General features: G+C 68.6%; 10 protein-coding genes. 8 read left to right on the forward strand and 2 right to left on the reverse strand.

All coding sequences use genetic code 11. The features are described 5' to 3' along the window. Nucleotides 1-9: 9 nt before the first annotated feature. The 5 genes from ACFO0J_RS12445 to ACFO0J_RS12465 all read left to right on the forward strand — a co-directional run bounded on the left by ACFO0J_RS12445 (nt 10) and on the right by ACFO0J_RS12465 (nt 7,475). Nucleotides 10-3,744, forward strand: coding sequence for a DUF6531 domain-containing protein (locus ACFO0J_RS12445; RefSeq protein WP_376813408.1), 3,735 nt, complete (start codon nt 10-12; stop codon nt 3,742-3,744). A 41-nt stretch (nt 3,745-3,785) separates the two neighbouring features. Then, entirely contained in the window at nt 3,786-5,468 is a 1,683-nt protein-coding gene (argS, locus tag ACFO0J_RS12450) for an arginine--tRNA ligase (RefSeq protein WP_376813409.1), read from the forward strand. Nucleotides 5,469-5,472: 4 nt separating this feature from the next. Further along, nucleotides 5,473-6,165 carry an SPOR domain-containing protein gene (locus tag ACFO0J_RS12455; protein WP_376813410.1) on the forward strand — a complete coding sequence of 231 codons (693 nt, stop codon included), beginning with the start codon at nt 5,473-5,475 and terminating at the stop codon, nt 6,163-6,165. A 20-nt stretch (nt 6,166-6,185) separates the two neighbouring features. Next, nucleotides 6,186-6,809: a thiol:disulfide interchange protein DsbA/DsbL gene (locus ACFO0J_RS12460; protein ID WP_376813411.1), complete on the forward strand. Its 624-nt coding sequence runs from the start codon at nt 6,186-6,188 to the stop codon at nt 6,807-6,809. Between the two features lie 159 nt (nt 6,810-6,968). Next, on the forward strand, nt 6,969-7,475 hold the full coding sequence (locus tag ACFO0J_RS12465) for a hypothetical protein (protein WP_376813412.1): 507 nt from the start codon (nt 6,969-6,971) through the stop codon (nt 7,473-7,475). Between the two features lie 166 nt (nt 7,476-7,641). Here the strand turns inward: ACFO0J_RS12465 and metC are convergent, their stop codons facing one another. Both metC and ACFO0J_RS12475 read right to left on the reverse strand, forming a co-directional pair. Further along, complete coding sequence (gene metC / locus ACFO0J_RS12470) at nt 7,642-8,871, reverse strand: cystathionine beta-lyase (protein WP_376813413.1); 1,230 nt, start codon at nt 8,869-8,871, stop codon at nt 7,642-7,644. Nucleotides 8,872-8,879: 8 nt separating this feature from the next. After that, nucleotides 8,880-9,953 (reverse strand): MBL fold metallo-hydrolase, encoded by a 1,074-nt coding sequence (locus ACFO0J_RS12475; RefSeq protein ID WP_376813414.1) that lies wholly within the window; start codon nt 9,951-9,953, stop codon nt 8,880-8,882. A 151-nt stretch (nt 9,954-10,104) separates the two neighbouring features. On the opposite strand from ACFO0J_RS12475, the gene ACFO0J_RS12480 reads away from it, so the two are divergent. From ACFO0J_RS12480 to aceK, 3 genes are read left to right on the forward strand one after another with little or no spacing between them, the layout of a single operon-like run. Further along, complete coding sequence (locus tag ACFO0J_RS12480; protein ID WP_376813415.1) at nt 10,105-10,512, forward strand: MerR family transcriptional regulator; 408 nt, start codon at nt 10,105-10,107, stop codon at nt 10,510-10,512. Then, entirely contained in the window at nt 10,509-11,687 is a 1,179-nt protein-coding gene (locus ACFO0J_RS12485; RefSeq protein ID WP_376813416.1) for an isovaleryl-CoA dehydrogenase, read from the forward strand. The genes ACFO0J_RS12480 and ACFO0J_RS12485 overlap by 4 nt, the downstream gene beginning before the upstream one ends. A gap of 23 nt (nt 11,688-11,710) precedes the next feature. Further along, nucleotides 11,711-13,537, forward strand: a complete 1,827-nt coding sequence (gene aceK / locus ACFO0J_RS12490; protein WP_376813417.1) for a bifunctional isocitrate dehydrogenase kinase/phosphatase — start codon at nt 11,711-11,713, stop codon at nt 13,535-13,537. Nucleotides 13,538-13,558 lie beyond the last annotated feature (21 nt).

Raw genomic sequence — 13,558 nt, forward strand, 5'->3', positions numbered from 1 at the left:
AGGTGCCTCATGCCCGAAACCCTTGACTCGCGCCGCTCGTTGCCGCGCTGGCTGGCCGGCCTGCCGCTGACGCTCGTCGCCTGGCCCATGCCGGCCCCGGCGCAGGCCGCATCCGCCTTGAGTTGTCCTGCGCCGCAAGCCCAGGCGCCCTGCGGCGCGGGATCGCCCCGGGGGCCGGCGGCGTCCGCCCCCGACTCGGGCATCGCCAATCCCATCCATCTGGCCACCGGCGAAAAATTCCTGCGGGAATCCGACCTGCCCGAGCCGATCTCGGGCGCCCATCCATCCTTCATCCGCCTGTACCGCTCGGGGTCCGCCGAAGACGGGCCGCTGGGCCGGGGCTGGCGCAGCGAATACGACATCCGGCTGCAGCCGGCCCCGGACGGCTGGCGGCTGGATCTGCCCGACGGGCGCCGTGTGCACTTTGACGCCCAGGGGTTGGGGGCCGGGCCTACGGATGGGCGCGTGCGGGTGCCCTCGCCGCAGGGCACGCAAGCGGTGCGGGCCGGGGATGCCGGGACACCCGGCGCATCCTGGCAGGGCATCGACGGCAGCCGGCTGATCTTTGACACACAAGGCCGGCTGCGGACGATCACCGCCCCCGGACGGCCGGACATCGTCATCGACCGTCATGCAGACGGCCCGTTGGGCGGCCTGATCCAGACCATCCAGCGGGAGGATGCCACGCTGCGGCTCGACTACGATCCATCGGGGCCGCGCCCGCGCCTGCGCGCGCTGGATACGCCGCTGGGCGTCTTCCGCTACAAGCATGCGGCCGCCCTGCTGACCACCGTGCAGCGCCCCGACGGCATGCGCCGCCACTACCATTACGAACCTGGGCGTCAGGCCGGGCACGGCGCCGCGATCACCGGGATCACGCTGGAAGCCGCCGACGGCAGGCGCTGGCGCGCCCGCTCCTGGATCTACGACGCGCGCGGCCGCGTCGTCCAGGCCATTCCGGGCGCCCCCGATGCGATGGCGGGCCGGCTGGACCTGGACTACCTGGACGGCCCGCACGGCGCCGGCACGACCCGGATTCACGCCGCAAACGGTGCGACCGCAGTGGATACCCTGGCGCGCGGCGGACGCACCGTACTGCGCGCGATGCGCTCGTCGTCTTGCCCGGGGTGTCCCGAAACCATTCAACGCCTCGGGTACGACGTCCGAGGCCGCTTGAGCGCCGTCGGCGATCTGCGCATCCGCCGCACGCCGGACGGCGGCATCCGCGCGCTGGCGCAGGCACGCGGCGGCTGGCCCGGCCTGCGCCTGGACTATGGCCCCGACGGACGGCTGGCGCGCTGGTCCAGCCGGCTCACAGGCACGACCCGGCTGACACATGACGCGCACGGCCGCCTGACCAGCCGGCATCAGGCCAACGGCGGCCGCCTGGACATCCGCCGCGACACCCTCGGCCGTCCGGTGGGGCTGCGGCACACGGCACCGGACGCACCGCCCCTGGAGATCGGCCTGCGCTGGCGGGGCGACCGGCCGGTCCGCCTGACGCATCCCGAAGAAACCGAATACCTGGAACACGATGACCATGGCCGGGTGACGGCCCGCGCCGTACGCCGCCCCCATCCTCGGGGCACACTGAACTACCGGGAACGTTTCGCCTACGACGCGCAGGGACGGCTGACGCGTCACGACCTGCCGGAGGGCGGAGCGTTGCACTACGCCTGGTCCGGCACGGGGCGCCTGGGCCGCCTGGACTGGGAAGCCGCGGACGGCACGCGCCGCACCGTCATCGATTCCGCGCCGGGCCTGGCCGGCTACCGCTACGGCAACGGCCTGCGGCTGCGCACGGCGGCAGGGCCGGACGGGCGGGCCGACACCCTGGTGCTGTCCGACGGACCACGCGTCCTGTGGGGCGAGCGGCGACGACACGACGCGCGCGGCCGGGTCGCGCGCCTGAGCACGCTCCTGGCGACCGGCTCCTGGCGACACCAGGTCCTGGCTCACGACGCGCAGGACCGGCTGGTCGGCATCCAGGACGACATCACCCGGACCTGGCTGGCCTGGGATGAGAACGGCCGCCTGCTTGCCCGCCACGACCAGCCCGTCCCGCCGTCGGCCGCGACAAGCACACACGCCGCCCCGCAGTCCACGATGACCCGCGATCCATCCGGCCTGCCGCTGGCGGTTGACGGCCGCACCCTGCACTACCAGGCCCAGGGTCGACTGGCCGAGGTCAGGGAAGCCGGCCGCACGCGGGTCCGCTACGCCCACAACGCCCGGGGCCAGCAGATCCGCCGCATCCAGCACAGCGGGGAAACCGAACGCTATTACCTGGACAACCGCCTGGCCGCAGTCTGGCGCCGGCCGGCCTCGACAGCGCTGGATACCCAGACCTTCGGCGTCACCCAACGCTACCTGTACGCCCACGAAGTCCCGGTCGGCTTGCTGCATACGGAAGCCGATGGCCGCACCCGCCTGTACTACGTCCACGCCGATCTGCTGGGCGCCCCCGTCCTGGTGACCGACGCCCGGCGTGCAGTGCGCTGGGCGGCCGACTACGACGCGCTGGGCCGCGCAACCCGCCTGCGCGGCGACCTGGCGCTGCCGCTACGCCGGCCGGGCCAGGACGAGGACCCCGCGACCGGCTGGCACGACAATGTCTTTCGCACCTACCTGCCCGACCGCGGCCACTACCTGGAACCCGACCCGCTGGGACCGCTGCCCGGCCTGCAGGCCCTGGGCTACGCCGCCCAGCAGCCCCTGCGCCACGCCGACCCCCTGGGCCTGATCCTGATGGCTTTCGACGGCACGCGCTACGGCCCGCGCAACCAGGGCAACGTCTGGAAACTCGCCCAGGCTTACGAGGACGGTCCGGCGTACTACCATGCCGGCCCGGGCAACAGCTATTACACCGACTGGGACGCGATCACGGCCGCCGGCAGCCGCCAGATCCTGAGCAACCAGTGGCAGTCCCTGATGAACGCCCTGAACCGCGCGCAGGGCGCGGCCGCGCCGGTGCCCATCGACATCCTGGGTTATTCGCGCGGGGCGGCCCTGGCCCGCGATTTTGCTAACCGCATCGCGCAGCACACCCGCGACGGCTGGTTCTCCTACGACGATCCGCTGCGCGGGACCATCGGCCTGTGCGTGGACCTGCGCTTTCTGGGCCTGTTCGATACCGTGGCGCAGTTCGGGCTGCTGGGCGCGGCCAACGCGGGCTTCGACCTGGGCATCGCCGGCGCCTGGCACTGGGTGGCGCATGCCGTGGCCCTGCACGAACTGCGGACCCTGTTCCCTCTGGTCTCGGCGGCCGGGGACGCGGGCAACACGGTCGAAACGCCCTTCATCGGCGCACACGCCGACATTGGCGGCGGCCTGTTGCTGGACGACCGGCAGCAGCCCATTCCCGATGGCGACCTGTCGGACGTGGCCCTGAACTGGATGCGCTGGCAGGCCCTGGCCGCGCTGGTGCCGCTGGCGGACCTGGCCCCCGGCGACCGGACGGTGACGCACCCGCTGCTGCACGATGAACGCCACCCCGCCCTGCGGCTGCTGGAGGGCGACCGGGCGCTGCAGGATGCCGCCACGCAGGCGATCGGCCCGCAGGGCGCCGACCCGCGCCTGGGCGACGCACAGCGGCGGATCGTCGAGGCTTTCATCCGCCGCGCCGACGCCGCGGGCGGCGGTTCGGGGTCCGTCGCCGGCACCGTGGACATGGGAGCCTACGGCGCCTGGCTGGAGACCGAACGGGGCCTGTCCGGGATGGCCGCCCCGGCACGGCAGCCCTGAAATCGGGCTATCATTTCAGGATATCCTCAGACACGGACACCATGCTACCCGAGCAACATACCCGGCTCATCGCCCTCCTGCGCTCCGTCGTGGACACGCTGATCCCCGAACAGACGCTGGACATCACCCTCGAACGCCCGAAGGTCGCCGCCCACGGCGACGTGGCCAGCAACGTCGCCATGCAGGCCGCCCGCGCGGCCCGCCGCAACCCGCGCGAACTGGCCCAGGCCATCGTGGAAGGCGTGCTGGCCCACCCGGACGCCGACGGCCTGATCGCCTCGGCCGAGGTCGCCGGCCCCGGCTTCATCAATTTCCGCCTGTCGGCCGCCGCCCACCAGGCCGTCCTGGACGCCATCCAGGCCCAGGGCGAACACTACGGCCACCGCCCCGCCAACGACGAGCGTGTGCTGGTGGAATTCGTCTCCGCCAACCCGACCGGCCCGCTGCACGTCGGCCACGCCCGCCAGGCGGCGCTGGGCGATTCCATCTGCCGCCTGTTCGCCACCCAGGGCGCCCAGGTCTCGCGCGAGTTCTACTACAACGACGCCGGCAACCAGATCCACAATCTGGCCATCAGCGTCCAGGCGCGCGCGCGCGGCATCGAACCCGACAGCCCGGACTTCCCCGAAGACGGCTACAAGGGCGAATACATTCTGGACATCGCCCGCGACTACCTGGCCCGCGCCACCGTGCAGGCCAGCGACGGCGAGCCCATTCAGGCCAGCGGCGATCTGGACGACCTGGACGCCATCCGGCGCTTCGCCGTGGCCTACCTGCGCCGCGAACAGGACCTGGACCTGCAGGCCTTCGACCTGCGCTTCGACCATTACTACCTGGAAAGCTCGCTCTACACCAGCGGGCGCGTCGACCGCACCGTCCAGGCCCTGATCGACGCCGGCCACACCTACGAACAGGACGGCGCGCTGTGGCTGCGCACGACCGAACTGGGCACCGGCGACGACAAGGACCGCGTGATGCGCAAGTCCGAGGGCGGCTACACCTACTTCGTGCCGGACGTGGCCTACCACGTCGCCAAATGGGAACGCGGCTTTCACCACGCCATCAACATCCAGGGCACCGACCACCACGGCACCATCGCGCGCGTGCGCGCCGGGCTGCAAGGTCTGGGCCTGGGCATCCCGGCCGACTATCCGGCCTACGTGCTGCACAAGATGGTGCGCGTCATGCGCGACGGCGCCGAGGTCAAGATTTCCAAGCGCGCCGGCAGCTACGTCACGCTGCGCGACCTGATCGACTGGGTCGGGCGCGACGCCGTGCGCTTCTTCCTGGCCCAGCGCCGCGCCGACTCCGAATTCGTCTTCGACATCGACCTGGCCCTGTCGCACAGCGAAGAAAACCCGGTCTACTACATCCAGTACGCGCACGCCCGCATCCACTCGCTGCTGCGCCAGCACGACGCCGGCAGCCGGACGCAGGCGGCCGATCCGTCCCTGCTGACGGCCCCCACCGAAATCGCGCTGCTGCAGCGCCTGGCGGAATACCCCGCCGTGTTGACGCAAGCCGCCCGCGAACTGGCCCCGCACCACCTGGCCTTCTGGCTGCGCGACTGCGCCGCCGATTTCCACGCCTGGTACAACGCCGAGCGCATCCTGGTGGACGACCCTGCCCTGGGCGCCGCCCGCCTGCGCCTGGCACGCGCCACCGCCCAGGTGATCGCCAACGGCCTGGGCCTGCTGGGAGTCAGCGCCCCGGAGCGCATGTAACGCCATGGCCACCCGCAAGAAATCCTCCTCGCGATCCGGCAGCGCCTGGTTCGGCCTGGTCCTGGGCATGGTGCTGGGGGTGGCGGCGGCCGTGGCCGTGGCGCTGTTCGTCACCAAAGCGCCCATGCCTTTCAAGGACAAGGCCAGCCGCGACGCGCCGACCACGCTGCTGCCGGACGTGAAGAACGCCCCGGACCCGAACATCGCCCTGTATGGCAAGGACGGTCCGGCCGGCACCCGCTCGGCGGCCCAGGGCGGCAGCGGCGCCAACCCGCCCGCTCCGGCACCGGAACCCGGCGCTGCGCCGGAAAATCCCCTGTCCGACGCCATCGGCCAGATCATCGCAGGACTGGACAAGCCCGCGCCGGCGCCGGCCCCGGCCAAGCCCCCGGCCCCTCCGCAGACCAGCCAACCCGTTCCGCCGCCGCCCCCGCCGCCGCCCGCCGCCCGGCCGGCGCCCGGCACGCAGACCACCTACTATCTGCAGACCGGCGCGTTCCGCTCACAAAACGAGGCCCAGGCCATGCTGGCCCGGGTCGTGCTGCTGGGCCTGCCGGTGCGCATCGAAGCCGGCGAATCCAACGGCGCCCCCATCAATCGTGTGCGCGTCGGCCCCTTCAAGGGCATCGACGAAATGAACCGCGCCCGGACCCGTCTGGGCGACGACAAGATCGAATCGACCGTCGTCCGCCCCTGAACCGCCTCCTAGGAGTCTCCATGAAGTTCGCTCTGTTTTCCCGCCTGCTGTCGGGCCTGGCCCTGGGCCTGGCCGCGCTGACCATGACGCCCGCCCAGGCGGCGCCCTTCGACACCCTGGACCCGGTTCAGCCCTCGGACACCCCGGGCAAGATCGAAGTCCTGGAATTCTTCTTCTACACATGCCCGCACTGCAACCACATCGAGCCCCTGATCGAGAAATGGCAAAAGACCCTGCCGGACAGCGTGGTCTTCAAGAGCGTGCCGGTGGCCTTCAACGCCAGCATGCGCGACATGCAGAAGCTGTACTACACCCTGGACGCCCTGGATCGCCTGGACCTGCAGCCGGCAGTCTTCAAGGCCATCCACGAGCAGGGCAAGGACCTGACCCAGGCCAAGAACATCATTGACTGGGCCGCCGCCCAGGGCATGGACCGCCAGACCTTCACCGACACGTTCAACTCCTTCGGCGTACAGACCAAGGTCTCCCGCGCCGACGAGCTGACCAAGTCCTACCACGTGGAAGGCACGCCGACGATCGCCGTCGGCGGCCGCTACCTGACCTCGCCCGCGCAAACCGGCACCTACCAGGGCGCCATCGACGAAGCGGACAAGCTGGTCAAGCAGCTCCTCGCCGGGAAGTAAATAGCCTCCAAGCTGCACAGCCTGACAGCTGTCACCCCGCCTCGCAGCCTGCATACTGACTCGGCGTCATCAGGCACGAATCGTCTTCGTGTTCCGGTTCAGTGCCGCTTGGCAGGAGACGGGGTGGGGGTCAATTGGAATCACGGATTGATGAGATGGATGCCGCATAAGAATGCGGCCGGGGACGTTTATCCCTTAAATCATCTGCACCCCTTTCGCTTCCCTCTGGAGCTTGAGCGAGGCCCGGTGACAATCTCAGTTGCTTTCGCCATGCACTGCTTCACCAGAGGCATTCAGTCGGAAGACACCTCCGGCGACATGTATCAGGATGCGCGGGAGAAGCGCACGTTCTGTCCGGAGCGGTATCAACTGTCCAGGCTGCTTCCCAGGCTGGTGAGAGACTTGGCCTCTGCCTCCTGCCGGTTCGCCAAGTCCGGCAACTATGTGACCGTTGAGGCTGTGGATCTTAACGGCAATCGTCGGGTATACGGCGTGTTCTTCAATGTGAGACAGTGGAAACACGAGGGCGGGCCCCGCATCTTGCTGACCGTCCAAAGCGCGTATGCACTCAGCCCAACGCAGCACCAGCCAGGTACAGGCAAGATACGCTTTACTCGGCTCATTGAGCTCACCCTGGAAGGTGTCAAGCCAAAGCCGCCGCGCTAAAAAACGAAGGCCCCGTCAGGGGCCCCGTAGTCTGGAATCCGTTGTCACCGCTTTTGGCGATACCGATCACTCGGCGGCAAGCGCTATTGTCAAAGACTCACCAGCTATTGCGCTTGAACCTATGTTAGCTGAATACCAGCGAGCATTCAACGAAACACGAGTGAAATCAATAAGGATCATCGCATCCACGCGCCGCCTCGAACGCCTGCGCCAGATCCGCGATCAGGTCGGCCGGGTCTTCCAGGCCGATGTGCAGGCGCAACACCGTGCCGGCCTTCATGCGCGCGTCGGCTATGGACGCCCAATAGCCGTGCGAGGCCAGGGCTGAGGGTTCGACCTGGGTGACCAGGCTTTCGTAGCCGCCCCAGGAATAGCCGATCCCGAACAGCCGCAGGCTGTCGATCAGGCGGCGGACCCGGGCCGTGTCGAAGTCCACGGCCACGGACAGCAGGCCGTTGGAACCCGTCGCATCGCGCTGCCACAACGCGTGGCCTGCGTCGCCCGGCCAGGCGGGGAAGAAGATGCGCGACACCTGGGGCTGGGCGTCCAGCCAGCGGCAGACTTCCAGGGCGTTTTCCGCGCAGGCGCGCAGGCGCACCCCCAGGGTCCGAGCCCCGCGCAGCGCCAGCCAGGCGTCGTCGGCGCTGACGGTATTGCCCAGGGCATAGTGGGTTTCGTGCAGTTTGCCGACCAGCGCCGGATCGCGCGCCACGGCGGCGCCCAGCATCAGGTCGGAGTGCCCGCCGATGTACTTGGTAGCGGCGATCACCGACACGTCGGCGCCCAGTTCCAGGGGCCGGTAGATGGCGCCCGAACCCCAGGTGTTGTCCGCCACCACGGTCAGGCCGTGTTCGTGCGCCCAGCGCGACAGGGCGGGCATGTCCAGCATTTCCATCAGCAGCGAACCCGGGGATTCCAGGTACAGCACCCGGGTTTCGGGCCGCAGGGCGGCTTGCAGGCCGGCGAGGTCGCCGCGCACGAAGTCCATGGCCACGCCCATGCGCGACAGAATGGTCTTGTGAAAGTAGCGCACCGGCCCATACACGGAATCCACGACCAGCGCATGGTCGCCCTGGCCCAGCAGGGCCATCAGCGCCATGCTGATGGCCGCCATGCCCGACGGCGCCAGGAACGCCCGTTCACCGCCTTCCAGGCGGCACAACAGCGTTTCCATGGCTTCGTGGGTCTGCAGGCCGACCCGGCCATAGGTCGGCACGCGCTCGCCGCGCTGCTTGGCCGCCTGGGCCTGGTCCAGCACGTCCATGGAGGCGAAGCGCACCGTGCTGGTGCGGTACGAGGGCAGCGCCACCGGCCCCGTGCCGGTGACGGGGTCCAGGGGCGCCTGTCCGATGTGCTGCAACAGGGTGTCGATACGGTCGGAATCGTGGCTTGTCATGATGGTCGCTATCTTTGGAATCGGTACACCCCGTCCTCGCCGAGGCTGCGCCGCAGTTTTCCCTGGAAGTATAGGGCGTGCAGGTGGGCGATGGATTCGCCCATGGCGAAAGACAACTGGTGCAGGTCGAGCTTGCGGCGGAACAGCACGGGCAGCAGGTCGTGGGCGCTGCGCGGCTGGTCACAGGCGGCCAGCACCTCGGCCAGGCGGTCCGCATGGTGTTCCCGCTGCTGGGCGATGCGCCGGTGCAGGCCCCGGAAGGGCCGGCCGTGGGACGGCAGCACCAGGGCGTCCCCGGGCAGCGCATCGTAGCCGGACAGCGACTCCAGGTACAGGCGCAGGGGATCGGCCTCGGGTTCCAGGTCGAACACGCTGACGTTGGTGGAAATGCGCGGCAGCACCATATCGCCCGAGATCAGCGTGCCCAGATCCGGGCACCACAGCGAGACGTGCTCGGGCGCATGGCCGTAGCCGACGATGACCTGCCAGTTGCGGCCGCCGATGGCGACTTCCTGGCCATGCATCAGGCGGTGGAAGCGCGGCGGCACGTCGGGCACCAGGCGGGTGTAGTAGTCGTGGCGGGCGCGGATCATGTCCTGCGCCTGCGGATCGACCAGGCCGTGGCGGGCGAAATGCCGCACCGCGCCGTCGCCGGCCGGGCCGCTGCCCTCGATCGAGGAATCGGACACCGAAGACCCCGTCCACAGCCGGGCCAGCGCGTAATCGGTCATGGACATCCACAGCGGCGCCTGCCAGCGCGCGCACAGCCAATGCGCCAGGCCGACGTGGTCCGGGTGCATGTGGGTGACCAGCACGCGCAACACCGGCAGGCCGTCCAGCGCCTGTTCGAACACGGTTTCCCAGCAGTCGCGGACCTCGGTCCGGTCAATGCCGCAATCGACCACCGTCCAGCCCTCGCGGCCGTCGACGCGATCGCGCAGCAACCACAGATTGATGTGGTCCAGGGCGAAGGGTAGCGGCATGCGGATCCAACGCACGTCGATCGCCACGTTGTGTGCGCGGCCGACCTCGGGCAGGGTGTCGCCCCAGGGATATTCCAGTTCGTTTTCCAGCGGATTCATGCATGTCTCCATGAAGGATTCGGGTTTTCTCTCAGATATTATGTCAGAGTTTATTGTTTACGTTGACGTAAACGTCATTCATAATGGACGCTGTCGCCGCACCCTGTCGGCACCCTGTTTTTCGCATCTCTGTTCCGCGCACCGACCCACCATGAGCCAAGCCACCTGGACGATTTCCGAGCTTGCCCGCGAGTTCGACATCACGCCGCGCACGATCCGGTTTTACGAGGATCAGGGCATCGTCAGCCCGGCGCGCGAAGGCCGCAACCGCGTCTACGCGCCGCGCGACCGCACGCGGCTCAAACTCGCCCTGCGCGGGCGGCGCCTGGGGCTGCAATTGTCCGAAATCGTCACCCTGATCGACCTGTACGACCGCGGCGGCGCCAGCAGTGACGCGCAACTGCGGCAGTACGCCGACGTCCTCGCCAGCCACCGCGAAAAACTCGAACAACAGCGGCGCGACCTGGACGCAACCCTGAAAGAAATCCGCCGCCAGCAAGCCGATTGCGAAGCGCTGCTGCAGGCGCGCCATCCACGACACCAGGAGACCCCTTCATGAACCTGCCCGGCCTGAATTTCGACCTCGGCTCCGACCTCGACATGCTGCGCGAGGCGGTCCGCGATTTCGCCCAAGCCGAAATCGCCCCGCGCGCGGCGGCGGCCGACCGCGACGATCAGTTCCCCATGGACCTGTGGCGCAAATTCGGCGACCTGGGCCTGCTGGGCGTCACCGTGGACGAAGCCTACGGCGGCGCCAACCTGGGCTATCTGGCGCACATGATCGCGATGGAGGAAATCTCGCGGGCCAGCGCGTCCATCGCCCTGTCCTACGGCGCGCACTCCAATCTGTGCGTCAATCAGCTCCACCGCAACGGCACCGAGGCCCAGAAACAGAAATACCTGCCCGGACTGATTTCCGGCGAACACGTCGGCGCCCTGGCCATGAGCGAACCGGGCGCGGGCTCGGACGTGGTCAGCATGCGGCTGCGCGCCGAAAAGCGCGGCGACCGCTACGTGCTCAACGGCACCAAGATGTGGATCACCAACGGACCGGACGCCGACACCCTGGTGGTCTACGCCAAGACCAACCCCGAGGCCCATCAGCGCGGCATCACCGCCTTCATCGTCGAAAAGTCCTTTCCCGGCTTTTCCGTGGCGCAGAAACTCGACAAGCTGGGCATGCGCGGCTCGCACACCGGCGAGCTGGTGTTCCAGGACTGCGAAGTCCCGGCCGAAAACGTGCTGGGCCAGGTCGACGGCGGGGTCAAGGTCCTGATGAGCGGCCTGGACTACGAACGCGCCGTGCTGGCGGCCGGCCCCCTGGGCATCATGCAGGCGGTCATGGACGTGGTCGTGCCCTATGTGCACGAGCGCAAGCAGTTCGGCCAATCCATCGGCGAATTCCAGTTGATCCAGGGCAAGCTGGCCGACCTGTACACCACGCTGCAGGCCTGCCGCGCCTTCTGCTACACGGTCGGCAAGAACCTGGACGCGCTGGGCGCCGGACACGCGCGCCAGGTGCGCAAGGACTGCGCCGGCGTCATCCTGTACTGCGCTGAAAAAGCCACCTGGATGGCCGGCGAAGGCATCCAGATCCTGGGCGGCAACGGCTACATCAACGACTACCCCACCGGCCGCCTGTGGCGCGATGCCAAGCTCTACGAGATCGGCGCCGGCACCAGCGAGATCCGCCGCATGCTGATCGGCCGCGAACTGTTCAACGAAACAGCCTGAACCCAGCCGGGAGCCACGCCGTCATGGACGATACCGGCGACCATCGCCACATCCAGCCCGTCGCGCCCCGGGGCCAGTCCCCGGAGGCCGTGGCGCGCATGATCCTGGCCGGATTCGACCGCCACTACTCGCTGTTCCGCTACAGCGCGCAACGGGCCAAATCGCTGTTCGAATCGGGCGACTGGCACGGCATCCAGCAGCTCTCGCGCGAACGCATCGAATACTACGACACCCGGGTGCGCGAATGCGCCTCGTCCCTGGGCCAGGCGCTGCGCGGCACCACGCCCGCGCGCACCGCGCCGGACACCGCCCTGACCGACGAGCAGATCGAGTTCTGGCAGGCCGCCAAGACCTGCTACATCACGCTGCTGGCCGGCCACCGCCAGCCCGAATGCGCCGAGACCTTCTTCAATTCGGTGTCCTGCCGCATCCTGCATCGCAACTACTTCAACAACGATTTCCTGTTCGTGCGCCCGGCCGTGGCGACCGACTACATCGACGGCGAACAGCCGTCCTACCGGGCCTACTACCCGCTGACCGAGGGCCTGCTGCCCAGCCTGGTCCGCATGGCGGCCGACTTCGGCCTGGCGGCGCCCTATCACGACCTGCCGGCCGACGTGCGGCGCATGGCGCGCATGGGCCTGCGTCATCTGCGCCGCACCCTGCCGCGCGGCCAGGGCAAGCGCCTGGCGCCGGACTGCCAGATCCAGGTGCTCAACACCCTGTTCTACCGCAACAAGGGCGCCTACATCGTCGGCCGCCTGATCAACCAGACCGCCATCCACCCGTTCGCCGTGGCGCTGCTGCACACGCCCTCGGGCCACATCCAGTTCGACGCCCTGCTGCACTCCAGCGACGACCTGAGCACGCTGTTCAGCTTCACGCGCGCCTATTTCCTGGTCGACATGGAGGCCTCGGCGGCCTACGTCGATTTCCTGGCGTCGCTGTTCCCGCGCAAGCCCAAGGCCGAGATCTACACCACCATCGGCCTGCAGAAACAGGGCAAGACCCTGTTCTACCGCGACTTCCTGCACCACCTGTCGCATTCGCGGGACGCCTTCGACTACGCGCCGGGGATCCAGGGCATGGTGATGACGGTGTTCACCCTGCCGTCCTACCCCTACGTGTTCAAGCTGATCCGCGACCGCATCGCCAAGGACGGCATGGACGAGGCCACGGTGCGGCTCAAATACCAGATGGTGAAAAAGCACGACCGCGTCGGGCGCATGGCCGACACCTGGGAATACTCCCAAGTCGCCCTGCCGCGCGACCGCTTCTCGCCGCGCCTGCTCGAAGGCCTGCGCCGCGAGGTTCCCAGCCTGCTCGAAGAAACCGACGATCTGGTGGTGCTGCGCCACGTCTACATCGAACGCCGTATGACGCCGCTGAACATCTTCCTGACCGGCGCCTCCGACGCCGCCCTGGAGGCCGCCGTGCAGCAATACGGCCAGGCCATCCGCGAACTGGCCGCCGCCAACATCTTCCCCGGCGACATGCTGTACAAGAATTTCGGCGTCACCCGCCTGGGCCGCGTGGTCTTCTACGACTACGACGAGATCCAGCGCATGACGGAAATGCAGTTCCGCCGCATCCCGCCCGCCCCCAACGAAGAAGCCGAGATGTCCGGCGAACCCTGGTATCCGGTGGGCGCCAACGACGTATTCCCGGAAGAATTCGAGCGTTTTCTATTGGGAGATTCCCGGGTGCGCGCCGCCTTCCTCAAACACCATGCGCCGCTTTTGGATGCACAATGGTGGCAGGATTGCCGTGCGCGCGCCGCCCAGGGTCGTATCGAAGATATCTTTCCCTACGATCAAGCGCGCAGACTGCAGCCGACGGACGGCCGCTGAAGGTCCGTCCGGAGCGAATCA

This window comes from Castellaniella hirudinis, assembly GCF_042651965.1.
GTDB classification, from domain to species: Bacteria; Pseudomonadota; Gammaproteobacteria; order Burkholderiales; family Burkholderiaceae_B; genus Castellaniella; species Castellaniella hirudinis.

Bases quoted from the DNA above. Each gene is read 5' to 3' on its own strand.
- ACFO0J_RS12445 (WP_376813408.1), top strand. From the start codon at position 10: ATGCCCGAAACCCTTGACTCGCGCCGCTCGTTGCCGCGCTGGCTGGCC.
- argS (WP_376813409.1), top strand. From the start codon at position 3,786: ATGCTACCCGAGCAACATACCCGGCTCATCGCCCTCCTGCGCTCCGTC.
- ACFO0J_RS12455 (WP_376813410.1), top strand. From the start codon at position 5,473: ATGGCCACCCGCAAGAAATCCTCCTCGCGATCCGGCAGCGCCTGGTTC.
- ACFO0J_RS12460 (WP_376813411.1), top strand. From the start codon at position 6,186: ATGAAGTTCGCTCTGTTTTCCCGCCTGCTGTCGGGCCTGGCCCTGGGC.
- ACFO0J_RS12465 (WP_376813412.1), top strand. From the start codon at position 6,969: ATGCCGCATAAGAATGCGGCCGGGGACGTTTATCCCTTAAATCATCTG.
- metC (WP_376813413.1), bottom strand. From the start codon at position 8,871: ATGACAAGCCACGATTCCGACCGTATCGACACCCTGTTGCAGCACATC.
- ACFO0J_RS12475 (WP_376813414.1), bottom strand. From the start codon at position 9,953: ATGAATCCGCTGGAAAACGAACTGGAATATCCCTGGGGCGACACCCTG.
- ACFO0J_RS12480 (WP_376813415.1), top strand. From the start codon at position 10,105: ATGAGCCAAGCCACCTGGACGATTTCCGAGCTTGCCCGCGAGTTCGAC.
- ACFO0J_RS12485 (WP_376813416.1), top strand. From the start codon at position 10,509: ATGAACCTGCCCGGCCTGAATTTCGACCTCGGCTCCGACCTCGACATG.
- aceK (WP_376813417.1), top strand. From the start codon at position 11,711: ATGGACGATACCGGCGACCATCGCCACATCCAGCCCGTCGCGCCCCGG.